Origin of the sequence: Pseudomonas sp. LAIL14HWK12:I10 (assembly GCF_900184205.1) — a bacterium.
In the GTDB taxonomy this organism is placed as follows: Bacteria; Pseudomonadota; Gammaproteobacteria; order Pseudomonadales; family Pseudomonadaceae; genus Aquipseudomonas; species Aquipseudomonas kermanshahensis.
The window spans coordinates 602,124-627,163 of the sequence record NZ_FXWU01000002.1 but is presented as its reverse complement, the minus strand read 5'-3'; the positions used below and the strand labels follow the sequence as shown (position 1 = coordinate 627,163).

The 25,040-nt window shown below is 62.3% G+C and carries 23 protein-coding genes; 14 read left to right on the top strand and 9 right to left on the bottom strand.

Going from position 1 to position 25,040, the window contains the following annotated elements:
* Nucleotide 1: 1 nt before the first annotated feature.
* From nuoK to nuoN, 4 genes are read left to right on the top strand one after another with little or no spacing between them, the layout of a single operon-like run.
* Nucleotides 2-310, top strand: coding sequence for an NADH-quinone oxidoreductase subunit NuoK (gene nuoK / locus QOS90_RS06765; RefSeq protein WP_008096201.1), 309 nt, complete (start codon nucleotides 2-4; stop codon nucleotides 308-310).
* Nucleotides 307-2,160, top strand: coding sequence for an NADH-quinone oxidoreductase subunit L (gene nuoL / locus QOS90_RS06760; RefSeq protein WP_027592816.1), 1,854 nt, complete (start codon nucleotides 307-309; stop codon nucleotides 2,158-2,160). The genes nuoK and nuoL overlap by 4 nt, the downstream gene beginning before the upstream one ends.
* Before the next feature lie 40 nt (nucleotides 2,161-2,200).
* Complete coding sequence (nuoM, locus tag QOS90_RS06755; protein ID WP_085272594.1) at nucleotides 2,201-3,733, top strand: NADH-quinone oxidoreductase subunit M; 1,533 nt, start codon at nucleotides 2,201-2,203, stop codon at nucleotides 3,731-3,733.
* Between the two features lie 7 nt (nucleotides 3,734-3,740).
* On the top strand, nucleotides 3,741-5,210 hold the full coding sequence (gene nuoN / locus QOS90_RS06750) for an NADH-quinone oxidoreductase subunit NuoN (protein ID WP_085272593.1): 1,470 nt from the start codon (nucleotides 3,741-3,743) through the stop codon (nucleotides 5,208-5,210).
* Nucleotides 5,211-5,275: 65 nt separating this feature from the next.
* Here the strand turns inward: nuoN and QOS90_RS06745 are convergent, their stop codons facing one another.
* Nucleotides 5,276-5,524 (bottom strand): Ogr/Delta-like zinc finger protein, encoded by a 249-nt coding sequence (locus QOS90_RS06745; protein WP_081717454.1) that lies wholly within the window; start codon nucleotides 5,522-5,524, stop codon nucleotides 5,276-5,278.
* Nucleotides 5,525-5,725: 201 nt separating this feature from the next.
* Here QOS90_RS06745 and QOS90_RS06740 point away from each other — a divergent pair, with 201 nt between their 5' ends.
* A complete protein-coding gene (locus tag QOS90_RS06740) occupies nucleotides 5,726-6,115 on the top strand; it encodes a helix-turn-helix domain-containing protein (RefSeq protein WP_027592819.1) in 390 nt (129 codons plus the stop codon).
* Here QOS90_RS06740 and QOS90_RS06735 read toward each other — a convergent pair.
* From QOS90_RS06735 to QOS90_RS06725, 3 genes are read right to left on the bottom strand one after another with little or no spacing between them, the layout of a single operon-like run.
* Nucleotides 6,112-6,474, bottom strand: coding sequence for a hypothetical protein (locus tag QOS90_RS06735; RefSeq protein WP_027592820.1), 363 nt, complete (start codon nucleotides 6,472-6,474; stop codon nucleotides 6,112-6,114). The genes QOS90_RS06740 and QOS90_RS06735 overlap by 4 nt on opposite strands.
* Complete coding sequence (locus tag QOS90_RS06730) at nucleotides 6,467-6,838, bottom strand: head completion/stabilization protein (RefSeq protein ID WP_085272623.1); 372 nt, start codon at nucleotides 6,836-6,838, stop codon at nucleotides 6,467-6,469. Before QOS90_RS06730 ends, QOS90_RS06735 begins: the two co-directional genes overlap by 8 nt.
* 12 nt (nucleotides 6,839-6,850) lie before the next feature.
* Complete coding sequence (locus tag QOS90_RS06725; RefSeq protein WP_085272592.1) at nucleotides 6,851-7,099, bottom strand: response regulator transcription factor; 249 nt, start codon at nucleotides 7,097-7,099, stop codon at nucleotides 6,851-6,853.
* A 219-nt stretch (nucleotides 7,100-7,318) separates the two neighbouring features.
* Here QOS90_RS06725 and QOS90_RS06720 point away from each other — a divergent pair, with 219 nt between their 5' ends.
* Nucleotides 7,319-9,385, top strand: a complete 2,067-nt coding sequence (locus QOS90_RS06720; RefSeq protein ID WP_085272591.1) for a TonB-dependent receptor family protein — start codon at nucleotides 7,319-7,321, stop codon at nucleotides 9,383-9,385.
* 40 nt (nucleotides 9,386-9,425) lie between these two features.
* Here QOS90_RS06720 and QOS90_RS06715 read toward each other — a convergent pair whose 3' ends face one another.
* Nucleotides 9,426-9,983: an NADPH-dependent FMN reductase gene (locus tag QOS90_RS06715; protein ID WP_027592823.1), complete on the bottom strand. Its 558-nt coding sequence runs from the start codon at nucleotides 9,981-9,983 to the stop codon at nucleotides 9,426-9,428.
* A gap of 157 nt (nucleotides 9,984-10,140) precedes the next feature.
* Between QOS90_RS06715 and QOS90_RS06710 the strand changes: the two genes are divergently transcribed.
* Nucleotides 10,141-10,359, top strand: coding sequence for a hypothetical protein (locus tag QOS90_RS06710; protein ID WP_027592824.1), 219 nt, complete (start codon nucleotides 10,141-10,143; stop codon nucleotides 10,357-10,359).
* Here the strand turns inward: QOS90_RS06710 and QOS90_RS06705 are convergent.
* The 4 genes from QOS90_RS06705 to QOS90_RS06690 all read right to left on the bottom strand — a co-directional run bounded on the left by QOS90_RS06705 (nucleotide 10,343) and on the right by QOS90_RS06690 (nucleotide 14,715).
* Nucleotides 10,343-12,592, bottom strand: a complete 2,250-nt coding sequence (locus QOS90_RS06705; RefSeq protein ID WP_027592825.1) for an Orn/Lys/Arg family decarboxylase — start codon at nucleotides 12,590-12,592, stop codon at nucleotides 10,343-10,345. The two genes, QOS90_RS06710 and QOS90_RS06705, sit on opposite strands and share 17 nt — an antisense overlap.
* Before the next feature lie 71 nt (nucleotides 12,593-12,663).
* The gene (gene dnaQ / locus QOS90_RS06700; RefSeq protein ID WP_085272590.1) at nucleotides 12,664-13,422 is read right to left on the bottom strand and encodes a DNA polymerase III subunit epsilon; all 759 of its coding nucleotides are present in this window, start codon (nucleotides 13,420-13,422) and stop codon (nucleotides 12,664-12,666) included.
* Between the two features lie 59 nt (nucleotides 13,423-13,481).
* Complete coding sequence (gene rnhA / locus QOS90_RS06695) at nucleotides 13,482-13,928, bottom strand: ribonuclease HI (protein ID WP_027592827.1); 447 nt, start codon at nucleotides 13,926-13,928, stop codon at nucleotides 13,482-13,484.
* Between the two features lie 13 nt (nucleotides 13,929-13,941).
* A complete protein-coding gene (locus tag QOS90_RS06690; RefSeq protein WP_027592828.1) occupies nucleotides 13,942-14,715 on the bottom strand; it encodes a class I SAM-dependent methyltransferase in 774 nt (257 codons plus the stop codon).
* A gap of 85 nt (nucleotides 14,716-14,800) precedes the next feature.
* On the opposite strand from QOS90_RS06690, the gene gloB reads away from it, so the two are divergent.
* The 7 genes from gloB to QOS90_RS06655 all read left to right on the top strand — a co-directional run bounded on the left by gloB (nucleotide 14,801) and on the right by QOS90_RS06655 (nucleotide 24,661).
* On the top strand, nucleotides 14,801-15,580 hold the full coding sequence (gene gloB / locus QOS90_RS06685) for a hydroxyacylglutathione hydrolase (protein WP_085272589.1): 780 nt from the start codon (nucleotides 14,801-14,803) through the stop codon (nucleotides 15,578-15,580).
* 100 nt (nucleotides 15,581-15,680) lie between these two features.
* Nucleotides 15,681-17,114, top strand: a complete 1,434-nt coding sequence (locus tag QOS90_RS06680) for a lytic transglycosylase domain-containing protein (protein WP_027592830.1) — start codon at nucleotides 15,681-15,683, stop codon at nucleotides 17,112-17,114.
* A 177-nt stretch (nucleotides 17,115-17,291) separates the two neighbouring features.
* Nucleotides 17,292-19,121 carry an extracellular solute-binding protein gene (locus QOS90_RS06675; RefSeq protein WP_218186926.1) on the top strand — a complete coding sequence of 610 codons (1,830 nt, stop codon included), beginning with the start codon at nucleotides 17,292-17,294 and terminating at the stop codon, nucleotides 19,119-19,121.
* A complete protein-coding gene (locus tag QOS90_RS06670; RefSeq protein ID WP_085272588.1) occupies nucleotides 19,118-20,953 on the top strand; it encodes an extracellular solute-binding protein in 1,836 nt (611 codons plus the stop codon). Before QOS90_RS06675 ends, QOS90_RS06670 begins: the two co-directional genes overlap by 4 nt.
* Before the next feature lies 1 nt (nucleotide 20,954).
* A complete protein-coding gene (locus QOS90_RS06665; protein ID WP_027592833.1) occupies nucleotides 20,955-22,028 on the top strand; it encodes a microcin C ABC transporter permease YejB in 1,074 nt (357 codons plus the stop codon).
* 1 nt (nucleotide 22,029) lies between these two features.
* Nucleotides 22,030-23,049, top strand: a complete 1,020-nt coding sequence (locus QOS90_RS06660; protein WP_027592834.1) for an ABC transporter permease — start codon at nucleotides 22,030-22,032, stop codon at nucleotides 23,047-23,049.
* A 1-nt stretch (nucleotide 23,050) separates the two neighbouring features.
* Nucleotides 23,051-24,661 (top strand): ABC transporter ATP-binding protein, encoded by a 1,611-nt coding sequence (locus QOS90_RS06655; protein ID WP_027592835.1) that lies wholly within the window; start codon nucleotides 23,051-23,053, stop codon nucleotides 24,659-24,661.
* Nucleotides 24,662-25,040: the final 379 nt, after the last annotated feature.

Here is a 25,040-nt window from a genome sequence, read left to right as displayed (position 1 = left end):
CATGGGTGCTATCCCTCTCGAGCATGGTCTGGCGGTCGCCGGCATCCTGTTCTGCTTAGGTCTGGTTGGCCTGATGGTCCGCCGCAACATCCTCTTCGTGCTCATGAGCCTGGAAGTCATGATGAACGCCTCTGCCCTGGCGTTCATCGTCGCCGGTGCCCGTTGGGTCCAACCCGACGGCCAGGTGATGTTCATTCTGGTGATCAGCCTGGCAGCCGCCGAGGCCAGTATTGGCCTGGCTATCCTGCTGCAGCTGTATCGCCGCTTCCACACTCTCGACATCGATGCTGCCAGTGAGATGCGCGGATGAACCTTATCTTCCTGACTTTCGTCTTCCCCCTGATCGGCTTCTTGCTGCTGTCGTTCTCGCGCGGGCGGTTCTCGGAGAACCTGTCCGCCCTGATCGGCGTCGGCTCGGTGGGCCTCTCGGCCGCGACAGCCGCCTACGTGATCTGGCAGTTCAACGTCGCCCCGCCTGAAGGCGGTGCGTACAGCCAGCTGCTGTGGCAGTGGATGTCGGTGGACGGCTTTGCGCCGAACTTCACCCTGTACGTGGACGGCCTGTCGGTCACCATGCTCGGCGTGGTAACCGGTGTAGGCTTCCTGATCCACCTGTTCGCGTCCTGGTACATGCGTGGCGAAGCCGGTTACTCGCGCTTCTTCTCGTACACCAACCTGTTCATCGCCAGCATGCTGTTCCTGGTGCTGGGCGATAACCTGCTGTTCATCTACTTCGGCTGGGAAGGCGTGGGCCTGTGCTCGTACCTGTTGATCGGTTTCTACTACAGCAACCGCAACAACGGTAACGCAGCACTCAAGGCCTTCATCGTCACCCGTATCGGCGACGTGTTCATGGCCATCGGCCTGTTCATCCTGTTCGCCCAGCTGGGTACCCTGAACGTGCAGGAACTGCTGGTGCTGGCACCGCAGAAGTTCCAGGCGGGTGACACCTGGATGGTCCTGGCTACCCTGATGCTGCTGGGTGGCGCGGTCGGTAAATCGGCCCAGCTGCCGCTGCAGACCTGGCTGGCCGACGCAATGGCGGGCCCGACCCCGGTTTCGGCACTGATCCACGCCGCAACCATGGTGACCGCGGGCGTATACCTGATCGCCCGTACCAACGGCCTGTTCCTGCTGGCGCCGGACGTCCTGCACCTGGTCGGCGTAGTCGGCGGTGTGACCCTGGTACTGGCCGGCTTCGCCGCGCTGGTTCAGACCGACATCAAGCGTATCCTCGCCTACTCGACCATGAGCCAGATCGGCTACATGTTCCTGGCCCTGGGCGTTGGCGCCTGGGACGCGGCGATCTTCCACCTGATGACCCACGCCTTCTTCAAGGCCCTGCTGTTCCTTGCCTCTGGTGCGGTGATCGTTGCCTGCCACCACGAGCAGAACATCTTCAAGATGGGCGGCCTGTGGAAGAAACTGCCGCTGGCCTACGCCAGCTTCGTGGTCGGTGGTGCTGCCTTGGCTGCCCTGCCAATCGTCACCGTGGGCTTCTATTCCAAGGACGAGATCCTCTGGGAAGCCTTCGCCAGCGGCAACACCGGTTTGCTGTACGCCGGCCTGGTCGGTGCGTTCATGACCTCGCTGTACACCTTCCGCCTGATCTTCATCGCCTTCCACGGCGAAGCCAAGACCGAAGCCCACGCGGGCCACGGCATCAGCCACTGGTTGCCGCTGGGCGTGCTGATCGTGCTGTCGACCTTCGTCGGCGCCTGGATCACCCCGCCACTGGCCGGTGTACTGCCTGAAAGCGCCGGCCATGCCGGTGGCGACGCCAAGCACTCGCTTGAGATCGCCTCGGGTGCCATCGCCATCGCCGGTATCCTGCTGTCGGCCCTGCTGTTCCTGGGCAAGCGTCGTTTCGTCAGCGCCGTCGCCAACAGCAGCATCGGCCGCGTCCTGTCGGCCTGGTGGTTCGCTGCCTGGGGCTTCGACTGGATCTACGACAAGCTCTTCGTCAAACCTTACCTGCTGATCAGCCACATCCTGCGCAAGGACCCGGTTGACCGCAGCATTGGCCTGATCCCTCGGATGGCCCGTGGCGGCCACGTCGCCATGAGCAAGACCGAGACCGGCCAGCTGCGTTGGTACACCGCCTCGATCGCCGTCGGCGCCGTGCTGGTACTCGGCGCTGTGGTAGTGGCCGCGGTATGACTATGAATCTTGCGACTTTGCCAAAGGAAACCAACCCGTCATGATTTTGCCTTGGCTGATCCTGATCCCCTTCATCGGCGGCTTCCTGTGCTGGCTGGGTGAGCGCTTCGGCGCCACCCTGCCGCGCTGGATAGCGCTGCTGACCATGTCCCTGCTGCTCGGCATCGGCCTGTACCTGTGGGGTACCGGCGACTACACCCTGGCCCCTGCTCCGGGCGCCGAACCTGCCTGGGCACTCGAATACAAAGTCGAGTGGATCAAGCGCTTCGGCATCAGCATCCACCTGGCCCTCGACGGCCTGTCGCTGCTGATGATCCTGCTGACCGGCCTGCTCGGTGTGCTGTCGGTACTGTGCTCCTGGAAAGAGATCCAGCGCCACGTCGGCTTCTTCCACCTCAACCTGATGTGGATTCTGGGCGGTGTGGTCGGTGTGTTCCTGGCCCTGGACCTGTTCCTGTTCTTCTTCTTCTGGGAAATGATGCTGGTGCCGATGTATTTCCTCATCGCGCTCTGGGGTCACAGCTCTGCAGACGGCAAGAAGACCCGGATCTACGCAGCAACCAAGTTCTTCATCTTCACCCAGGCCAGCGGCCTGATCATGTTGGTGGCGATCCTTGGCCTGGTGCTGGTCAACTACAACACCACCGGCGTACTGACCTTCAACTACAGCGACCTGCTCAAGGCCGAATTGCCGGCCGGTGTCGAGTACGTGCTGATGCTGGGCTTCTTCATCGCCTTCGCGGTCAAGCTGCCGGTGGTGCCGTTCCACTCCTGGCTGCCTGATGCGCACGCCCAGGCACCGACTGCAGGCTCCGTGGACCTGGCAGGTATCTTGCTGAAGACGGCGGCCTACGGCCTGCTGCGCTTCGCCCTGCCGCTGTTCCCGAACGCCTCGGCCGAGTTTGCACCGATCGCCATGACCCTGGGCCTGATCGGTATCTTCTACGGTGCCTTCCTGGCCTTCGCGCAAACCGACATCAAGCGCCTGATCGCTTTCTCCAGCGTTTCGCACATGGGCTTCGTACTGATCGGTATCTACTCCGGCAGCCAGCAAGCCCTGCAAGGCGCGGTGATCCAGATGCTGGCCCACGGCCTGTCGGCTGCTGCGCTGTTCATCCTGTCCGGCCAGCTGTACGAGCGCCTGCACACCCGTGACATGCGTCAAATGGGTGGCCTGTGGCACCGCATCGCCTACCTGCCTGCAATCAGCTTGTTCTTCGCCGCCGCATCGCTGGGCCTGCCAGGCACCGGCAACTTCGTCGGCGAGTTCCTGATCCTGATCGGCAGCTTCGCCAGCGTGCCGTGGATCACCGTGATCGCCACCACCGGCCTGGTCTTCGGCTCGGTCTACTCGCTGATCATGATCCACCGCGCCTACTTCGGCCCAAGCAAAAGCGACACCGTGCTGGCCGGCATGGACGGCCGCGAGCTGATCATGGTGCTGGGCCTGGCAGTGCTGCTGATCGTGCTTGGTGTGTACCCGCAGCCGTTCCTCGACACTTCTGCCGCCACCATGAGCGGTGTGCAGCAGTGGCTTGGTTCCGCTTTCACTCAACTCGCTTCGGCCCGGTAAGAGCGCTATGGAATTCACCACTCAACACTTCATCGCATTGGCGCCGATGCTGATCACCACCATCACCACGGTGGTGGTGATGCTGGCGATCGCCTGGAAGCGCAACCACTCGCAGACCTTCCTGCTGTCCACCGTGGGCCTGAACCTGGCCTTGCTGTCGATCTTGCCAGCACTGAAGGTCGCGCCCCTGGCGGTCACCTCGCTGATCACCATCGACAAGTTCGCCTGCCTGTACATGGCGATCATCCTGGTGGCCACGCTGGCCTGCGTCACGCTGGCCCACGCTTACCTGGGCGAAGGCGCCAAAGGCTTCCCGGGCAACCGTGAAGAACTCTACCTGCTGCTGCTGATGTCGGCACTGGGTGGCCTGGTGCTGGTCAGTGCCAACCACTTGGCCGGCCTGTTCATCGGCCTGGAGCTGCTGTCGGTGCCGGTTTATGGCCTGGTGGCGTATGCCTTCTTCAACAAGCGTTCGCTGGAAGCCGGTATCAAGTACATGGTGCTGTCGGCTGCAGGTTCTGCCTTCCTGCTGTTCGGCATGGCATTGCTTTACGCTGATGCCGGTAGCCTGAGCTTCGACCAGATCGGTAAAGCCCTGGCAGCCACCAACATGCCAAGCCTGGTCGCACAACTGGGCCTGGGCATGATGCTGGTCGGCCTGGCCTTCAAGTTGTCGCTGGTGCCGTTCCACCTGTGGACCCCGGACGTGTACGAAGGTGCTCCGGCGCCGGTCGCTGCGTTCCTGGCCACCGCCAGCAAGGTTGCGGTATTCGCCGTGGTCGTGCGCCTGTTCATGCTCTCCCCTGCTGCCAGCAGCGGCGTGCTGAGCACCGTTCTGGCGGTGATCGCGGTGGCCTCGATCCTGGTCGGGAACCTGTTGGCACTGACCCAGAGCAACCTCAAGCGTCTGCTGGGTTACTCGTCGATCGCCCACTTCGGTTACCTGGTCATCGCCCTGGTCGCCAGCAAGGGTCTGGCCCTGGAAGCCATGGGCGTGTACCTGGTCACCTACGTGATCACCAGCCTGGGTGCCTTCGGCGTCATCACGTTGATGTCCTCGCCTTACGGCGGCCGTGATGCGGATGCCCTGTACGAGTACCGTGGCCTGTTCTGGCGCCGTCCGTACCTGACTGCCGTGCTGACCGTGATGATGCTGTCGCTGGCCGGCATCCCGCTGACTGCAGGCTTCATCGGCAAGTTCTACATCATCGCCACCGGCGTCGAGTCGCACCTGTGGTGGCTGGTCGGCGCCTTGGTGATCGGTAGCGCCATCGGCGTTTACTACTACCTGCGCGTCATGGTCACCCTGTACCTGGTCGAGCCAAACCTGCGTCGTCACGATGCCCCGCTGAAGTGGGAACAGCGCACCGGCGGCGTCATGCTGCTGGCCATCGCTATCCTGGCCTTCGTGCTCGGTGTCTACCCGCAACCGCTGCTGGAAATGGTTCAGCAGGCCGGCCTGCAACTGATCGGCTGATCAGCCCTGCAATACAAAACACCCCGCTCATGCGGGGTGTTTTTTTTTCTGCGCCAATGGGCTGCCTACTCGACCGCTTCAGGCAATGCGGCCCTGCGCAGGTCGCCATTGGCCGATGGCAAGTGGACTTCAGGGTTGGGCATCCCGCTGGGAGAAAGTTCATGGGTCATTTCAAACTCGGCTCGCACTGACCAGCCACAGGCCTCGGTGGTGCATTGCAGGTAGGCGACCCGAAGAAATATATGGCGCCCCTCACTGGTACGTATGCGCATACGGCTGTTGCAATGCGGGCAGACCAGCTTATACGTACTCACGGTAGGCACCTGCTGGCATTACACACGCTGTTGATCTGTGAGAATGATCGTTTAGTTTTGTCAGTATTTACTGCATAAGTGACTGTATTCTTCGGCTTGATGCTTCTCATTGCAGAAATGCTCCTTAAAAACGCAGGGCTGTATTCATAGCGATTAGTTTAAGCCCATGGAATATCATTAAACCAGACATGGATATTTGTTATGAGTACTAACTTGCTCTCGCCTGTACTTACGCGCCTGAAGCTTTTGATGGGGTGCGAGACCGATGCTGAGCTATCCAGAGCGCTGGCCATCAGCCCACAGACGTTGAGCAGCTGGAAGGTACGCGACAGCATTCCATACTCAATATGCATAGCAATCGCCAGGCAGCATGCGTGCTCCCTCGACTGGCTGCTGCTGGGTGAACCCGTACAACATCGCAACGCTGACAAGGATGACTGGGAGCGGGACATGCTCGAGCGGCTACGCACGCTTTCTGCAGACGACCGCCAGGCGGTGCTGCTGCTCATCCAGGACAAACAACGTATCCAACAACTGGAACAGCAACTGAGCGCGCTTGCCAAACACCTGCCTGACACCATCAGCCGTTAACCTCTGCGTCGCCAACGCTGGATGATTTCCTTCGGGTCCAGCGCATCCAGCGAAACCATGACCTTTAGGCTGATCGGGATTACCACCACTGCTGCCACGAAGGCAGCCATGCCACGGGTAAGCATGGGTGCCAGGGACGTCACCAAGGGCTCGAACAGGTGGCCCACACCTACGGTCACGAACACCAGCAGCCCTTTCTTGCAGATCGTCAGGCGCGTGGATGTATTGGTGATCAAGCGGTCTCGGGCCGCGCTGACCAACAGGGCCCCCAGCAACGCGCTGAACAGGACCGTGCCATCCATGCCCACGAGCTCCAGAGCAGCCACGAACAGGCCCTCGAACACTGTGCATTCACGCATAAGCACCTCCCCTGCGCGACGCCTTCCGCTGGGGAACTGCGCGCAGATCTCGCAGGATCGAGGCCTCTACAAAGCGCGTGTAACAAACCAGCAGTGCCCGCCCATGATCGTGCCCGGACACATCCTCCAGACGCTTATAGCCCCGCTCACGCAGTGCCGCGCGCCAACGTGCGAACTCTCGCGCTGCATCGATAGCGGCGCATTGTGCTGCAACCTCGAAATGCGCCTGGCTGGTATCGGGCCGAAGCTGCAAGCGCTCACGCAATGCCGCCAGCTCCAGGCGCGGCCAGAACGGGTCATGGCAGTCCGGGAACCGGGGCCCTACGGCAGCAGCTTCAAGATGAGTTGCTGTACGTTGATTCATGTTCATCCCCCCTCACTGCTCGGCCAGCATGCCGTAGCGAATTGCCCTGATGACGGCCGCCACACGTGTAGGCACATCGAACTTGCGCAAGATATTGGCAACGTGAAAGTTCACCGTTGACTCCTTGCACTCCAGTATCTGGCCAATTTCCCACGAGCTCTTGCCGTAGGCACACCACAGCAATACCTGCCGCTCACGCGGCGTCAGGTGGATGGGTGAATCCGAGAGGGATTCGGACGAGTGTCGTGCGTTGTCATTCATCGTTGAACTCCACGAGTGTTTGAGAGAGGCATCACTGCCGATCTACAAACACCTTACGAAGCCCCCCGCACCCTCTCCAGCCAAGCAACTTGTAAAGAACTTGCCTACAAAACCGTCTGACGAAGGTTGCGCAAGATTTACTGCAGTTCTTCGTGCTCCAAGCGCCGTTTCGCTCGTCTCAACGCCGTTGTCCATTCGCCTTTCGCCTGGAGTCGTACGATGCGTTCCGTTTTACCCCTCTCGTCTTGCCTTGGCCTGCTGGCTGCCATCACCGCCACGCCACCGGCCCTGGCCGCACAATCGGTCGAGTTGGGCCAGGTGCTGATCACCGACGAGGAGCAAAGCGAACTGACGGCCGCCAGCGAGCGTTTGCGCGAAATCCCAGGCGCCAGCAACCTGGTGGACATGCAGCGTGTGGGGCAAGGCCGGGTCGCCAGTAACCAGGATGTACTCGCCTACCAGCCTGGCGTGTTCGCCCAGTCGGCGGGCAATGACGGTATCAAGCTGTCGATCCGTGGGTCGGGCATCAACCGGGCACCCGGGGCGCACGGTTCCGGTGTCTACACGATGTTCGACGGTTTGCCGCTCACCGGCCCAGGCGGTACCCCATACGAGCTGTTCGAGCCGCTGTGGCTGAGCCGTGCCGAGGTTTTGCGCGGGGCCAATGGCTTCGATCAAGGCGCCTTGGCCCTGGGGGGCGCCATCAACTACGTCACCCATACCGGCTACGATGCCGCGCCCTTGCAGGTGCGATACGAGGTCGGCAGCCGCGGCTATCAGCATCGGCACATCAGCTCTGGGCAGGTGCTGGGGAACCTCGATTACTACGTGGCGCTGACCGACTCGGAATACGACGGCTATCAGGCGCACAGCAGTGGCAGTGCCAAAGGTATTGCCGCGAACGTCGGCTACCGTTTCAACCCGAACCTGGAAACGCGTTTCTACCTGCGTTACCGGGAAACCGAGAACGACCTGGCCGGGCGCCTGACCAAGGACCAGATCAAGCATGACCCGCGTGCCGCCAACGCGGCCTACCTGGCGCGCGACGACAGCCGCCCGCAACCGGGCAGCACCTGGGTGGCCAACAAGACCACCTTCTACCTCGAGGACGATGCCCGGGTGGAAGCCGGGCTGGTCTATCACGACTTCCCAATGGACCTGCGCGAAGGCCCGATGCGCCTGAAGGTCGCTTACACCGATGTCAGCGGCACCCTGAACTACTTCCGCCGCGACACCCTGCTGGGTCGCGAGAGCAAAACCACCCTAGGCTGGCGAACCACCAAACACCTGCCCAACAGTGGTGCTTCGCAATTTGCCCGCACCAGCGGCGATAACTTCGGCGAACGCAGCCGCGACTTCAGCTACCAGGGCTCGGACACCGTGTTACATGCAGGCAACGATCTGGAGCTGATCCCGGACCTGTGGCTGACCACCGGCCTGGCGATGATCTATACCCGCCGCGAAAGCGACGTCAGCTACCCGCTCACGGGTGGCAAGGTCAGCCAGCATGACTGGGACTACGCGCCGCGCCTGGGCCTGCGCTACGACATCAGCCCGCAACTGCAGGTTTACGGCAACCTGAGCCGCTCGGTCGAGCCGCCACACCCCTGGTCGCTGATCTGGAGCTCACCGGTAGCGACGCAGCCGATCGACCTGCAAAATCAGACAGCCACCACGCTGGAGCTCGGCGCGCGCGGCGACTCGGCGTTGGGGCGCTGGGACCTGGCCTGGTATTACTCGCAAGTGCGCCACGAACTGTTGGCCGTGGAAATCGTGCCAGGCCTGCCGGCCAAAGAGATCAATGCCAGCGACACCGTGCACCAGGGTGTCGAGGCAGGCCTGGACACTACGCTGTGGGAGCAAGCAGGCACAGGCAAGCTGAGCCTGCGCCAGGCCTACACCTTCAGTGACTTCCACTACCGTGACGACGAGCAGTTCGGTGACAACCGCCTGCCAGGCATCCCCATGCACTACTACCAGGGTGAGCTGCGTTATGACTGGCCCAGCGGCTTCTATGCCGGGGTCAACACGCAGATGGCGTCGAAGGTGCAGGTGGATTATGCCAACAGCTATCACGCCGACGCCTATGCCTTGCTCGGCGCGCGCCTGGGCTGGGACTCACCGAAACAGGACTGGCAGACCTGGCTGGACCTGCGCAACCTGACCAACAAACGCTACGCCGCGACAGTAACGCCAGGCTACAACGACGCCGGGCAGGACACTGCCCGCTCGACGCCGGGTGAAGGGTTTGGGGTTTATGCGGGGGTTTCCTACAGCTTCCGATAAACGCCGGGGCCGCCATGCGCCCCCGCACCTGAACAGGGCTTCAGACCGCCCTGTTCAACTTCACCCACGCCGCGAACTTGTCGACAAACCCCTGCAGAAACGGCCGCGTCTTATCATTGAGTTTGCCGGATTCCTCGAACAGGTTCGCCGCGCCCCCCAGGTACGCCTCAGGCATCTGCATGCAAGGCATATCGAGAAACACCAGCGACTGGCGCACGGCATGGTTGGCACCAAAGCCGCCAATGGCCCCCGGCGACACACTCACCACTGCCGTCGGCTTGCCGCTCCAAGCGCTTTCGCCATAAGGCCGTGAGCCAACATCGATTGCGTTCTTCAGGCAACCCGGCACCGAACGGTTGTACTCCGGCGTGACGAACAGCACTGCGTCACTGCGGCTAATCTCGTCACGAAAGCGCTTCCAGGACGCTGGCGCGGTGGCCTCGACGTCTTCGTTATACAGGGGCAGATCGCCAATCTCGACAATCTTCAAGGCAAGGCTGGACGGCGCCAGCTCTGAAAGTGCGCGGGCTACCTTGCGGTTGTAGGAATCCTTGCGCAAGCTGCCGACGACGACCGCTACCGAATACACCTGGCTCATGGCGATTTCCAACCTTTGCTGGCTAAGAGGACGTTGTAGTTATAGATGACCGTTTCTCGGCGCTTTGGTTTTTTTTCCACCCGGCGAAAACTTCCGGGTATCTTGTACGGTCTATGTTTCCAGACATTTCTTACGTAATTCAGAGGTTTTCACCCAAATGGCAGCAGTAATGGTCGGCCAATTCCACGCCCGTGACGCCGAAGGCCGCATCTACCCCGTCCACGAGTTCCAAGAGTCGACCCTCCAAGTCGACGGCAGCACATTGGGCGCGCCAATCACCACCTATCGCCTGGCCATCGGCGATCGGGTCAACCACCTGGGCGAAAACCGTTTCGAGCTGGCACAGACCGGCGTCGAGATCATTCGTATTCCTTGATGCAATCCACGGTGTAGCGACCGTTTTCGTTCTGCAGGCCATGCACGTCGGCGACGAATCCGGGGAAGCCATCGTTGAACGCCCGGGCAAATGCCAGGTAGTCGAGTATCGAGCGGGTCGCTTCGGTGAACCGCTCTCCCGGCATGATCAACGGAATGCCCGGCGGATACGGCACCAGCATCACCGCCGCTACCCGTCCCAGCAGGGCCTCGATCGGGACGGCCTCCACTTCGCCGCGCACCATCTGGTCATACGCCCGGGCCGGGCTGACAGCCACCTCCGGCAAACGCGTGAACAGCCGCTTGAGCTGCTTGGCCGTGGCATTGGCGCGGTAGCATTCGTGCAACTGGTCACACAGGTCGCGCAGCCCTATCCCCTGATAACGTGAGGCATCGGCTGCCACCACACTGGGCAGGCAGGCGCTCAACCGCGTGTTGCCATCGTAGTGGCGCTTGAACTCCAGCAACTCGGTCAGCAAGGTGCTCCATTTGCCCTTGGTGATGCCCATGGAGAACAGCACCAGGAAGCTGTACAGGCCGGTCTTTTCTACCACCAGCCCACGCTCCCAGAGAAACTTGCTGACCACCGCTGCCGGAATACCCTGCTCGCCCAGCACACCGCCTGCGCTCAAACCGGGCATGACCAAGGTCACCTTCAGCGGGTCGAGCAGCACGTAGTTGCCCGCCACCTCCCCAAAACCATGCCACTCTGCCCCTGGCTGCAGCAGCCAGTCCTGCGCGGCCAGGTGCTGGATGCCTTCTGCCGTCGGTGGCTGCCAGATGCTGAACCACCAGTCGGCGGCAGCGATGTGCGTGCGCAAATTGGCCAGCGCGCGGCGAAAGCTCAGCGCCTCGTCGAACATTTCTTGCAACAGCGAGCGCCCGGCCGGCCCTTCCATCATGGTCGAGGCTACGTCCAGCGACGCCAGGATGCTGTACTGCGGCGAGGTCGAGATGTGCATCATGAACGCTTCATTGAAGCGGTCCCGGTCCAGCTGGCGCCTGGCGCCGTCCTGCACATGAATCATCGACGCCTGGCTGAACGCCGCCAGCAACTTGTGCGTGGAATGGGTGCTGAACACCAGCGGGCTGTCGGCCGCGCAAGCCGTGCCCATGGCGTAGCGCCCCTCGAAGAACTCATGAAACGCCGCATAAGCGAACCAGGCCTCGTCAAAGTGCAGCACCTCGACGCTGGCACCGAGCGTCTGCTTGATCAGCCCGGCGTGATAGCACAGGCCGTCGTAGGTGGAATTGGTCACCACCGCCAGCTTGATGCGCTGCCCGCGGTCACGGGCCAGGGGGTTGGCCTGGATCTTTGCCTGGATCGAAGCTGGGCTGAATTCACTGAGCGGGATCGGGCCGATGATGCCCAACTCATTGCGTTCCGGGCAAAGATAGATCGGGATGGCCCCGGTCATGATGATCGCGTGGACCACCGACTTGTGGCAGTTGCGGTCCACCAGCACCAGGTCATCACGGCCGACCATGGCGTGCCAGACGATCTTGTTGGCGGTGGAGGTGCCGTTGATCACGAAGAAGGTGTGGTCGGCACCAAAATTACGCGCGGCCCTGGCTTCTGCCTGGGCCAGCGGGCCGGTGTGATCAAGCAACGAACCCAGCTCTGGCACCGAGACTGACAAGTCCGAGCGCAGGGTGTTTTCCCCAAAAAACTGATGGAAGGCTTGGCCAACAGGGCTCTTGTGATAGGCCACGCCGCCGCCGTGGCCCGGTGTATGCCAGGAGTAATTGGATTGCGCGGTGTGCTGCACCAGGGCTTTGAAAAAGGGCGGCAGCAGGCCGTCGAGGTAGCTGTGGGCAGCGCGGGCCACCTGGCGTGCGAGAAACGGCACGGTGTCTTCGAACAGATACAGAATGCCGCGCAACTGGTTCAGCTCGCTCATGACCTCGGCGGGGGCGTTTTCCAGGGTGACCTGTTCGCCCAAGGCGAAAATCGGCAGGTCTGGCGCGCGCAAGCGGGCCAGGCGAATCAGCTCGGCCATGTTCTGCAGCAGGTGGGTATTTTCGCCCACGCCTTCGGCTGCGATCAGCATGCAGGCAAGGCCGTGGTGGGTGGCGGCGACCAGTCGCGCTTCGGCGTGGTCCGCTGCGGCCAAAATGGCGAAGCCATCTTGGCTCAACTCTTCGGCAATCCCGCGTATGCGGTCACCGGCGACGCTGTCGGCCTTGATCGCACGGTGGACGATGAGGATGGGGAACTTGAGGTCCTTGTACATCAGGCAACTACCTCTGAAGGACGGGCTGTCCTTTTCAGGGTAGTTGCAGGTGCGGCCTTGTGTGCTGGGGTTTAGCCCGCAGAGGCCTCGGTCAACGCCTGCCACATCGAAGGCGCCCCGGCCGACTTGGCAATTGCCGCCAACCGCTCGGCATGCGCCTCGAGCTCTTCGGCACTGGCCATGATCACCCGCCCGGGCGCACGGCCGGTAATGCGGCGAATCTCGCTGCCGCCACTGCCCTGCCCTTCGTTATCACCTTCAGCGCCATTGCCAGCCAGCGACAGGCTGGTCTGGCCACCGGTCATCGCCAGGTAGACGTCGGCCAGCAGTTCCGAGTCGAGCAAAGCGCCGTGCAGCTCACGGCCCGAGTTGTCGATGTCGTAGCGTTTGCACAGGGCGTCGAGGCTGTTGCGCTGCCCCGGGTGCCGGGAACGCGCCAGCAGCAGGGTATCGAGGATGGTGCAATGCTGCGAAAGGTCGGCGCGGTCGTGCTGGCCCAGCAGGGCGAACTCGTTGTTGATGAAGCCGACGTCGAACGCCGCGTTGTGGATGACCAGCGTGGCGCCCTGGATGAATTCGAAGAACTCCTCGGCGACCTCGGCGAACCGCGGCTTGCCGATCAGGAAGGTGTCGGTGATGCCGTGAACACCAATGGCGCCTTCGTCACTCTCGCGATCGGGTTGCAGGTAGACGTGGAAATGGCGCCCGGTCAGGCGACGGCCAATGACCTCGACACAACCGATCTCGATGATGCGATGGCCTTCACTGACCGGCATACCGGTGGTTTCGGTATCGAGAATGACCAGGCGTTTATCTTGCTGCTGCTCCACGCGGGGGCTCCCACTTGCTTCAGTGACAAAAGTGACAAAGCCGGGGATTGTACCCCAGCTCAGCGCGCGGCGCGCACCTCATCCACCCCACGGTTGGCCAGCTGGTCGGCGCGTTCGTTGCCCGGGTGGCCGATGTGGCCGCGCACCCACTTCCAGCTCACCTTGTGCCGGTTGACCTGTTCGTCGAGCAGTTGCCAAAGGTCGGCGTTTTTCACCGGCTCCTTGGCGGCGGTCTTCCAGCCGCGCTTCTTCCAGTTGACCATCCATTCGTTGATGCCCTTCATCACGTACTGCGAGTCGGTGGTCAGCACCACCTCGCATTCACGCTTGAGCGACATCAGGCCCTGGATCGCGGCCATCAGCTCCATGCGGTTGTTGGTGGTCTCGCGTTCGCCGCCCCACAGTTCCTTCTCGACGCCCTTGTAGATCATCAGCACGCCCCAGCCGCCAGGGCCCGGGTTGCCCTTGCAGGCGCCATCGGTAAACATTTCGACGCTATCGCTCATGTACCACTCTTGTTCAGTGCTTTTCAGAATCAGGATTGGCCGCCGTACGGTTGACCTTGGCCAGCGGCAGCGGCAGCAGTTTGCCCATGGGTTCGCGGCGCTCCAGGCGCAACGGCCGCAGGCCGACCACCATCTTGCGCGCCACCAGCAGGTAGACGCCGCCGCCCGAGGTTTGCCAGTTGCCTGCCGCGCGTTCCCAGCCCGCCAGGCGTTGCTGCCAGGCCGGCGAGGCAAGCGGCGGACGATAGCACCCGAAGCGGCGTTTCTCCAGCGCGAAGCCCAGCAGGTTGAGCCAGTCGCCCACCCGCGAAGCCGAGATACAGCGCGCCTTGCGCAGGGCGCCATGGCTGAACAGGTGGCGCATGCCCCAACCGCTCCAAGGGTTGATACCGACGATCAGCAGATGCCCACCCGGGCGAACGGCGCTGGCGGCCTCGCGCAACAGGCCATGGGGTGACAGGCTGAAGTCCAGGCCATGCTGCAGCACCACCACGTCGGCGGCGTGCTCGCTCAACGGCCAGGCTTGCTCCTCACAGACGATCTCCACCCCCGGCAGCGGTGCCCCAAGGCGTACGTTGCGTTGCACCTGAGGGGCGCTGGGCGGTGCTTCGGCGCAGGGCCCATAGTGCACAAGGTAACCGCCGAAGAAGCGCCCGAGCTCTTCTTCCAGCAGTTTTTCTTCTTCCTTGAGCATCAGTTGCCCGAGCGGGCCGTTGAACCACTCACGGGCCAGGCTGATCAGCTCGACCCAGTCGGGGTCGGCCTGGGCAAAGGCTTGGTCGGTCATTGCGTTCTCCCTCGAAGGTTCTCGCGCCACGCCATCGCGGCTAAGATGCCCTCATGTCCCACGCTTGGCGATACGGATCCGCACCATGATACAGATCGATGCTCTCCCCGCTTTCTCCGACAACTACATCTGGTTGTTACAGGATACTGCCAAACGCCGCTGTGCGGTGGTCGACCCTGGCGATGCCGGCCCAGTGGAAGGATGGCTGGCGGCCCACCCCGACTGGGTGTTGACCGATATTCTGGTCACCCACCACCACAACGACCATGTCGGCGGTGTCGAACGGCTCAAGCAACTGACCGATGCCAAGGTCTACGGCCCGGCCAACGAGCGCATCCCCGCCCGCGATGTAGCGCTGGCGGACGGCGATGAAATCACGGTACTGGGCCTGCCCTTCCAGGTCATCGGCGTGCCCGGGCACACCCTTGGCCATATCGCCTTCTATTCGGCGCAACCGGCAACGCCCCTGCTGTTCAGTGGCGACACCCTGTTCGCGGCCGGCTGTGGGCGCATGTTCGAGGGCACCGCCGAACAGATGCACCCGTCGCTGCAGCGCCTGGCCGCCCTGCCCGAGCACACCGAGGTGTATTGCGCCCACGAATACACGCTGAGCAACCTGCGTTTTGCCAAAGCCGTCGAACCACAAAACCTGCACGTTCTGCAACGCTTCGACGAGGTTACCCAGCTGCGCGCCGAAAATCGCATCACATTGCCATCAACCATCGGCTTGGAACGCCTGACGAACCCCTTTATTCGCACGACTGAAACATCCGTTAAACAAAAAGCAGACGAATGGAAGGGACATTCAAACACCACGCATGTCGCTGTTTTTGCTGCCTTGAGGTCTTGGAAGGACACCTTCTGATAACCTCAAGATATATCGCATGTGCGGCACAACGGTTGACCCGGCGGGTAGCGGTTTCTAGAATCGCCGAAATTTTTCGCCCGGAAACCTGTCCCAGCCGATGCCTTCCCGTAGCCGCAGAACCTCTCATTCCGTCGCCCTGACGCGCCTGGCCCAGATCAGTGCGCTGGCCCTGGCCGCCACCTTGGTGGGCTGCCAGAGCACCCGTCAGCTCGACGAATCCGATAGCGTTCGCGCGCACAACTACCAAGCGCGGATCAAGCACAAACCGGCACCGCTGCTGGTCAAACCGGCCGAGCAGGCGCCGCAGGACGTGTGGGAACGCATGCGCCAAGGCTTCGCCCTGCAGGACAGCATCGACGTCAACCCGCGCATCGAACAGCAGCGCCTGTGGTTTGCCAGCAACCCACGCTTCATCGAAAGCGCGGGCGAGCGTGGCAGCCTCTACCTGCATTACATCGTTGAACGCCTCGAAGAGCGCGACATGCCGCTGGAACTGGCCCTGCTGCCAGCCATCGAAAGCGCCTACAACCCGATGGCTTACTCGCGTGCCCATGCAGCGGGCATGTGGCAGTTCATCCCGTCCACCGGGCGCCACTTCAACCTGCGCCAGACCAATTTCTACGACGGCCGCCGCGACGTGACCGCGTCGACCAACGCCGCACTGGACTACCTGAGCCGCCTGCACGACATGTTCAACGGTGACTGGCTGCTGGCCCTGGCGGCCTACAATGCCGGTGAAGGCACCGTCAGCCGTGCAATCGAACGCAACGAACGGCTCGGCCTGCCGACCGACTACTGGAACCTGCCACTGCCGCAGGAAACCCGCGACTACGTGCCCAAGCTTTTGGCCCTGTCGCAGGTGGTGTCCACGCCTGACGCCTATGGCGTCAACCTGAACCCGATCGCCAACGAACCCTACTTCGAGGCGGTGGCCATCAATGATCGCCTCGACCTGTCGCGCGTTGCCGCCTTTGCCGACATCGACGAAGACGAGCTGATCCAGCTCAACCCGGCCTTCAAGAAGCGCATGACCGTGGACGGCCCCCAGCAGCTGCTGGTACCGACTGCCAAGGCGCAATTGCTGTCCGCCAGCCTGTCCAACCTCAAGCCTGAGCAATTGGTCAGCCTGCAACCGAACAAGGCCGTGTTCGCCCGCGCCGTGGCCGAAGCCAAGGCACCCGCGACGGCCGCGCGCAGCTACCGGGTAAAACGGGGCGACAACCTGGGCAGCATCGCCAAGGCCAACCGCGTGTCGGTCCGGGACATCAAGCGCTGGAACCGCATGTCGGGCAACAGCCTGAAGGCAGGCCAGGTATTGGCACTGCGCGGTGGTAATGCGCCGAGCGCCGCTGGCAACCGGGTAGCGGCGTCTTCGCAGCGTTCAACCCAATACAAGGTGCGCAAGGGCGACTCGCTGTACCTCGTGGCCAAGCGCTTCAATGTCGAGATGAAGCACCTCAAGCGCTGGAACCCGCGCAGCGGGCATGCGCTCAAACCCGGTCAGACGCTGACTGTTTACCTGTCGCATTGATGTAACGCCAGGGGCCGCGCTGCGGCCCTTATACGACGCAAGGCCGCTCCTACAGGTACAGCGTTACCTGCACTGGGCTTTCCCGCCAATACCGCCTTCAAAACCTCTCTTTTTCCAACCCCACCAAGCTGTTACTGTACTCGATCAAAGCCCAACGCCTCTGGATCGGATGCCGACTTGATACGTCCCCTCCTGCTGTCAATCAGCCTGGCCTTGAGCTTTCCCGCCGTCGCGATGGTGAGCGAAAGCCACGGATACGCGCAGTTCGGCACGCTCAAGTACCCAGCCACATTCACCCACTTCGACTGGGTCAACCCGCAAGCGCCTAAAGGCGGCACCTTGCGGGCCATGGCATTCGGTACCTTCGACACGCTCAACCCTTACACTTTCAAGGGATCGAGCCCGATTACCACGCCAAACTTCCAGCAATATGGCATCAGCGAGCTGAACGAGCCGTTGATGATCGGCACCGGGCAATACGACCCCTCGGGCGACGAACCGACCTCAAGCTACGGCCTGATCGCGCGCTCGGTGGAGTACAGCGAGGACCGCAGCTGGGTCGTGTTCAACCTGCGCCCGCAGGCACGGTTCCATGACGGCCACCCGATCACCTCGGCGGACGTCGCGTTCTCCTATCGCACGCTGCTCAAGGATGGCCACCCCCTCTACCGCACCAACCTGCAGGAAGTGCAGCGGGTAGACATACTTGGCCCCTTGCGCATCCGCTTCGTCTTCAAGCGCGCCGGCAACCCGCTGCTGATCCTGCGCCTGGGCGAAATGCCGGTGCTGCCCAAGCACTACTGGCAGGGCCGCGATTTCAAGGCCACCACCTTCGAGCCGCCGCTGGGCAGTGGCCCCTACCGCATTACCCAGGTTGAGCCTGGCCGGCGGCTGGTGTTCGAGCGGGTGAAGAACTACTGGGGCAAGGACCTCGCCGTCAACCGTGGCAAGTACAACTTCAAGCGGGTCGAATACGAGTTCTACCGTGACGCCACCGTGGCGTTCGAAGCGTTCAAGGCCGGCGAATTCGATATCTATATCGAACACCAGGCCAAAAACTGGGCCAATGGCTACAACTTCCCGGCGGTGCGCCGCGGCGATGTGATCAAGGCACAGATCCCGCACCGTATTCCGACCCAGACCCAAGGCCTGTTCATGAACAGCCGCAGGGCCACGTTCAGCGACCCGCGCGTGCGCCAGGCACTGGGCCTGATGCTCGACTTCGAGTGGACCAACCGCGCCCTGTTCAGCAGCGCCTACCGCCGTTCGACCAGCTACTACCCCAACAGCGAATTCGCCGCCAGCGGCCTGCCCACCGGCAAGGAATGGCTGCTGCTGGCACCGTTCCGCGACCAACTGCCCGAAAAGCTCTTCAGCGAGCCCTACAAGGTCAGCCAGACCGATGGCCGCGGCATCAACCGCCAAACCCTGCGCCAAGCCCTGGCCCTGCTCGGCGAAGCGGGCTGGAAGCTCAGCGGCCAGCGCCTGGTGGACAGCAAAGGCCAGCAGTTGCGCCTGGAGCTGCTGCTGGTAAACCCGAACCTCGAACGTATCCTGCAACCTTATGTCGAAAATCTGTCCAGCATCGGTATCGACGCACGCTTGCGCACCGTGGACCGCGCCCAGTACAAACAACGCCTGGACCAGTTCGATTTCGACATGATTCTGATGACCCTGAACCAGACCTTGAGCCCAGGCCTAGAACAGTGGCTGTACTTTCACTCAAGCCAAGCCGCGACCAAGGGCAGCAAGAACTATGCTGGGGTCAAGGACCCGGTGGTCGACCACTTGCTCGACACCTTGCTCGCCGCGCGCACCCGCGACGACCAGGTCGCCGCCGCCCGCGCCTTGGACCGCGTGCTTTCATGGCAGTACTACATGATCCCCAACTGGTATCTCGACAATCACCGCCTGGCCTACCGCAACCGGTTCGCCTTTGTCACCACGCCGCCCTACACCCTCGGGCTGAACAGCTGGTGGATCAAGCCTTCGGAGAAAGCCAAATGATGCCAACGCACCGCCTGCGCCAGCTGGCCGGCAGCCTGCTGCTCGCGTGCCTAAGCCTGCCCACGCTGGCCGCCCCCCAACACGCACTGACGCTCTACGACGAGGCGCCGAAATACCCCGCCGACTTCAAGCATTTCGACTACGTGAACCCCGATGCGCCCAAGGGCGGCACGTTCCGCCAGTCCAGCTTCGGTGGCTTCGACAGCCTCAACCCCTTCATCAACAAGGGTGTGGCCGCCGAAAACATCAGCGTCATCTACGACACCCTGATGCGCCAGAGCCAGGACGAGCCGTTCACCGAATACGGCCTGGTTGCCGGCAAAATCGAAAAAGCCCCGGACAACAGCTGGGTACGCTTCTACCTGCGCCCCGAAGCCCGCTTCCATGACGGCCACCCGATGCGTGCCGACGACGTGGTCTTCACCTTCAATGCCCTGATCAAGGACGGCGCGCCGCTGTACCGCCAGTACTACGCCGACGTTGCCGAAGTGGTCGCCGAAGACCCGCTGCGCGTACTGTTCAAGTTCAAGCACCAGAACAACCGCGAGCTGCCGCTGATTCTCGGCCAGCTGCCTGTGCTACCCAAACACTGGTACGAAAACCGCGACTTCAACCGCGGCAACCTGGAAATCCCCCTGGGCAGCGGCCCGTACAAGGTCGCCGAGGTCAAGGCCGGGCGTACCATCCGCTACGAGCGGGTCAAGGACTACTGGGCCAAGGACCTGCCGATCAACCGTGGTCAGTTCAACTTCGATGCCATGACCTTCGACGCTTACCGCGACACGGCCGTAGCGCTGGAGGCATTGAAGGCTGGGGCGTTCGACTACGCGCTCGAGGTAAGCGCAAAAAACTGGGCCACCGCCTACAACGTCCCGGCGGTCCGCGATGGCCGCTTGATCAAGGAAGAGCTGCCCAACGGCAACCCCACCGGCATGCAGGGTTTCATCTTCAACCTGCGCAAACCGGTCTTCCAGGACATCCGCGTGCGCCAGGCGCTGAGCCTGCTGCTGGACTTCGAGTGGACCAACAAGCAGCTGTTCAACGGTGCCTACACCCGCACCGGCAGCTACTTCGAAAACTCCGACATGGCCGCCAGGGGCGTGCCCTCCCCTGACGAGCTGAAAATACTCGAACCGCTGCGCGGCAAGGTGCCCGAGCAGGTCTATAGCGAGGCGTTCCACAACCCGGTCACCGACGCCAGCGGCATGATCCGTGAACAGCAGCGCCAGGCCTACAAGCTTCTGCAGGATGCCGGCTGGAAAATCGTCGACGACAAGATGGTCGATAAGGACGGCAAGCCGGTGTCCATCGAGTTTCTGCTGGCCCAGACCGAATTCGAGCGCATTCTGCTGCCGTTCAAACGCAACCTTGCCGACTTGGGCATTGACCTGAACATCCGCCGGGTCGACGTTTCGCAATACATCAACCGCCTGCGCTCACGCGACTACGACATGATCGTCGGCGGTTACCCGCAATCCAATTCGCCGGGCAACGAACAGCGCGAGTTCTGGTCCAGCGCCGCCGCCGACAACCCCGGCAGCCGCAACTTCATCGGCCTGCGTGACCCGGCCATCGACCAACTGGTGGAACAGTTGATCAACGCCGACTCACGCCAGAGCCTGATCAACCACGCACGGGCGCTGGACCGCGTACTGCTGTGGGGCTACTACGTGATCCCCAACTGGCACATCAAGACCTGGCGCGTGGCCTACTGGAACCACATCGGCCACCCGAGCGTCTCGCCCAAGTACGACATCGGCATCGACACCTGGTGGATCAAGCCTGGCGTGACCCCAGCCGTCACCGATGCCTCCGCGGGCGAGGCCAACTGAGATGCTGGCCTATATCCTGCGCCGCCTGCTGCTGATCATCCCGACCCTGTTCGGCATCCTGATCATCAACTTCATCATCGTCCAGGCCGCGCCCGGCGGCCCGGTCGAGCAAATGATCGCCAAGCTCGAAGGCTTCGAAGGCGCTACCAGCCGCATCGCCGGGGGCGGCGCCGAAGTCTCGGTGGCCGGTTCCAGCTACCGCGGCGCGCAGGGCCTGGACCCGGCGCTGATTGCCGAGATCGAGCGTATGTACGGCTTCGACAAGTCACCGCCCGAACGCCTCTGGATCATGATCAAGAACTACGCCCAGCTGGATTTTGGCGACAGCTTCTTCCGCGATGCCAAGGTCATCGACCTGATCATCGAGAAGATGCCGGTGTCGATCTCGCTAGGGTTATGGAGCACCCTGATCATGTACCTGGTGTCCATCCCCCTGGGCATCGCCAAGGCCGTGCGCCACGGCAGCCACTTCGACGTCTGGACCAGTTCGGCGATCATCGTCGGCTACGCCATCCCGGCGTTCCTGTTCGCCATCCTGCTGATTGTATTGTTCGCCGGTGGCAGCTACTTCGACTGGTTCCCGCTGCGGGGGCTGACCTCGAACAACTTCGATGAACTGTCCACCACCGGCAAGGTGCTCGACTACTTCTGGCACCTGGTGCTGCCGATCACCGCACTGGTCATCGGCAACTTCGCCACCATGACCCTGCTGACCAAAAACAGCTTCCTCGACGAGATCAACAAGCAGTACGTGGTCACCGCCAAGGCCAAAGGCCTGAGCCGCTCGCGGGTGCTGTACGGGCATGTGTTCCGTAACGCCATGCTGCTGGTGATCGCCGGCTTCCCCTCGGCCTTCATCGGCATCTTCTTTACAGGCTCGCTGCTGATCGAGGTGATTTTCTCGCTCGACGGCCTGGGCCTGATGAGCTTCGAGGCGGCCATCAACCGCGACTACCCGGTGGTCTTCGGCACCCTGTTCATCTTCACCCTGCTGGGGCTGGTGGTGAAACTGATCGGCGACCTGACCTACACCCTGGTCGATCCACGCATCGACTTCGCCAGCCGGGAGCACTGACATGGCACTGTCCCCTCTCAACCGCCGGCGCTTCGAGCGCTTCAAGGCCAACCGCCGCGGCTGGTGGTCGTTGTGGCTGTTCCTCATCCTGTTCGGCCTGAGCCTGGGCGCCGAGCTGATCGCCAACGACAAACCGATTGCCGTGCGTTACGACGGCGAGTGGTACTTCCCTGCGTTCAAGCGCTACCCGGAGACCACCTTTGGCGGCGAGTTCCCGCTGGAGGCCAACTACAAGAGCCCGTACATCCGCGAACTGCTGGCCAAGAAAGACAGCTTCGTGCTGTGGGCGCCAATCCCCTTCAGTTACCAAAGCATCAACTACGACCTCAAGGTCCCGGCCCCCGCCCCGCCTTCGGCGGACAACTGGCTGGGCACCGATGACCAGGGCCGTGATGTGATGGCGCGGGTGATCTACGGCTTCCGCGTGTCGGTGCTGTTCGCCCTGACCCTGACCATCCTCAGTTCCATCGTCGGCGTCATCGCCGGGGCCTTGCAGGGCTTTTATGGCGGCTGGGTCGACCTGGCCGGTCAGCGCTTTCTGGAGATTTGGTCGGGCTTGCCGGTGCTGTACCTGCTGATCATCCTCGCAAGCTTCGTGCAGCCCAACTTCTGGTGGCTGCTGGGGATCATGCTGCTGTTCTCGTGGATGAGCCTGGTGGACGTGGTGCGCGCCGAGTTCCTGCGTGGCCGCAACCTTGAATACGTGCGCGCCGCCCGCGCCCTGGGCATGCGCAATGGCGCGATCATGTACCGGCACATTCTGCCCAACGCGATGATCTCGACCATGACCTTCATGCCGTTCATCCTCACCGGCGCCATCGGCACGCTGACCGCCCTGGACTTCCTCGGCTTCGGCCTGCCCGCTGGCTCGCCGTCGCTGGGCGAACTGGTCGCCCAAGGCAAATCCAACCTGCAGGCGCCATGGCTGGGCATCAGCGCCTTCGCCGTGCTGGCGGTGATGCTGAGCTTGCTGGTGTTCATCGGCGAATCCGCCCGCGATGCCTTCGACCCAAGGAAATGACATGAGCGAACATAACCTGATCGAAGTGCGTGATCTCGCGGTGGAGTTCGTCACCGGCGAGCAGGTCAACCGGGTGGTCGACGGCATCAGTTTCGACATCCGCAAGGGCGAGACCCTGGCCCTGGTCGGCGAGAGCGGCTCGGGCAAATCGGTGACCGCCCACTCGATCCTGCGCCTGCTGCCCTACCCCCTCGCCCGCCACCCCAGCGGCAGCATCCGCTACGAGGGCAAAGACTTGCTGCAGCAGAGCGAGAAGGCCTTGCGGCATATCCGTGGCAACCGCATTGCCATGATCTTCCAGGAGCCGATGACCTCGCTGAACCCGCTGCACTGCATCGAGAAGCAGATCAACGAAATCCTGCTGCTGCACAAAGGCCTGACCGGCAAGGAAGCCACCGCACGCACGCTGGAGCTGTTGGAACTGGTCGGGATTCCCGAACCGCGCAAGCGCCTCAAGGCCCTGCCCCACGAGCTGTCGGGTGGGCAGCGGCAGCGGGTAATGATCGCCATGGCGCTGGCCAACGAGCCAGAACTGCTCATTGCCGACGAACCCACCACCGCGCTGGACGTGACCGTGCAGTTGAAGATTCTCGACCTGCTCAAGGAGCTGCAGGCGCGGTTGGGCATGGCGCTGCTGTTGATCAGCCATGACCTGAACCTGGTGCGGCGCATTGCCCACCGCGTGTGCGTGATGCAGCGCGGGCAGATTGTCGAGCAGGCGGATTGCGCGACGCTGTTCAGTGCACCGCAGCATCACTACACGCAGATGCTGATCAATGCCGAACCCAGCGGCCAGCCTGCCCACAACCCAGTCGGCGCGCCGTTGCTGGAGGTGGATGACCTCAAGGTCTGGTTCCCCATCAAAAAGGGCTTCTTGCGGCGCACCGTGGACCATGTGAAGGCGGTAGACGGCATCAACTTCAGCTTGCCCCAAGGGCAGACGCTGGGGATTGTCGGCGAGAGTGGCTCGGGTAAGTCGACGCTCGGGCTGGCCATCTTGCGCTTGATTTCAAGCCAGGGCGGCATTCGCTTTCACGGCCAGGACCTCGCAGGGTTGAACCAGAAGGCAGTACGCCCGCTGCGGCGAGAAATGCAGGTGGTGTTCCAAGACCCGTTTGGCAGCCTCAGCCCACGCATGTGCGTGGCAGACATCGTGGGTGAAGGGTTGCGAATTCACCGCATCGGCACCGCTGAAGAGCAGGAAGCGGCGATCATTGCTGCGCTGGAAGAAGTGGGGCTCGACCCGCGGACACGCCACCGCTACCCGCATGAGTTCTCGGGCGGGCAGCGCCAGCGCATTGCAATTGCCCGGGCGCTGGTGTTGAAACCGGCGTTGATCCTGCTGGATGAACCCACCTCGGCGCTGGACCGCACGGTGCAGCGCCAGGTGGTGGAGTTGCTGCGCAGCTTGCAGCAGAAGTACAACCTGACCTACCTGTTCATCAGCCATGACCTGGCAGTGGTCAAGGCGCTGAGCCATCAGTTGATGGTGATCAAGCAGGGGCAGGTGGTGGAGCAAGGGGATGCGCAGGCGATCTTCCACGCGCCGCAGCATGCGTATACGCGGCAGTTGTTGGAGGCGGCGTTTTTGGAAGTTGAGACGGCGGGCTAGGGTGCGTAGCGTTGCTTGATCCTCAAGGCATACGCCTTCCACTGTAGGAGCAGCCTTGTGCTGCGAAGAGGCCCGTGACCCCACCGGGAATCTTCAGCGCTGCCACCGGCCTCTTCGCAGCACAAGGCTGCTCCTACACAGATCGCGCATGACCGGAGGGGCACCATTGCGACCTCCCTCCCTACCGATCTCGGCACACGCTATATATTTTTGTATACATCGTTGTAACCCCCCGTAAACAACGCTAGGATTCCCCGCGGTTGGCCATCTGCCATCTTGCTATCCCTTTTCGCGATCGCTGACTGATCACGCCCTGGGGAGGTCGTGGTCAGTTAGATTCGCCTATCGCTATATACAATAATATATAACGTCGCCAGGC

Coding starts and splice junctions, on each gene's coding strand:
- QOS90_RS06720 (WP_085272591.1), top strand. CDS start 7,319: ATGCGTTCCGTTTTACCCCTCTCGTCTTGCCTTGGCCTGCTGGCTGCC.
- nuoN (WP_085272593.1), top strand. CDS start 3,741: ATGGAATTCACCACTCAACACTTCATCGCATTGGCGCCGATGCTGATC.
- QOS90_RS06740 (WP_027592819.1), top strand. CDS start 5,726: ATGAGTACTAACTTGCTCTCGCCTGTACTTACGCGCCTGAAGCTTTTG.
- QOS90_RS06735 (WP_027592820.1), bottom strand. CDS start 6,474: ATGCGTGAATGCACAGTGTTCGAGGGCCTGTTCGTGGCTGCTCTGGAG.
- QOS90_RS06660 (WP_027592834.1), top strand. CDS start 22,030: ATGGCACTGTCCCCTCTCAACCGCCGGCGCTTCGAGCGCTTCAAGGCC.
- rnhA (WP_027592827.1), bottom strand. CDS start 13,928: ATGAGCGATAGCGTCGAAATGTTTACCGATGGCGCCTGCAAGGGCAAC.
- gloB (WP_085272589.1), top strand. CDS start 14,801: ATGATACAGATCGATGCTCTCCCCGCTTTCTCCGACAACTACATCTGG.
- QOS90_RS06705 (WP_027592825.1), bottom strand. CDS start 12,592: ATGTACAAGGACCTCAAGTTCCCCATCCTCATCGTCCACCGTGCGATC.
- QOS90_RS06680 (WP_027592830.1), top strand. CDS start 15,681: ATGCCTTCCCGTAGCCGCAGAACCTCTCATTCCGTCGCCCTGACGCGC.
- QOS90_RS06715 (WP_027592823.1), bottom strand. CDS start 9,983: ATGAGCCAGGTGTATTCGGTAGCGGTCGTCGTCGGCAGCTTGCGCAAG.
- QOS90_RS06665 (WP_027592833.1), top strand. CDS start 20,955: ATGCTGGCCTATATCCTGCGCCGCCTGCTGCTGATCATCCCGACCCTG.
- QOS90_RS06655 (WP_027592835.1), top strand. CDS start 23,051: ATGAGCGAACATAACCTGATCGAAGTGCGTGATCTCGCGGTGGAGTTC.
- QOS90_RS06690 (WP_027592828.1), bottom strand. CDS start 14,715: ATGACCGACCAAGCCTTTGCCCAGGCCGACCCCGACTGGGTCGAGCTG.
- QOS90_RS06710 (WP_027592824.1), top strand. CDS start 10,141: ATGGCAGCAGTAATGGTCGGCCAATTCCACGCCCGTGACGCCGAAGGC.
- nuoK (WP_008096201.1), top strand. CDS start 2: ATGGGTGCTATCCCTCTCGAGCATGGTCTGGCGGTCGCCGGCATCCTG.
- nuoL (WP_027592816.1), top strand. CDS start 307: ATGAACCTTATCTTCCTGACTTTCGTCTTCCCCCTGATCGGCTTCTTG.
- QOS90_RS06725 (WP_085272592.1), bottom strand. CDS start 7,099: ATGAATGACAACGCACGACACTCGTCCGAATCCCTCTCGGATTCACCC.
- nuoM (WP_085272594.1), top strand. CDS start 2,201: ATGATTTTGCCTTGGCTGATCCTGATCCCCTTCATCGGCGGCTTCCTG.
- QOS90_RS06730 (WP_085272623.1), bottom strand. CDS start 6,838: ATGAATCAACGTACAGCAACTCATCTTGAAGCTGCTGCCGTAGGGCCC.
- QOS90_RS06670 (WP_085272588.1), top strand. CDS start 19,118: ATGATGCCAACGCACCGCCTGCGCCAGCTGGCCGGCAGCCTGCTGCTC.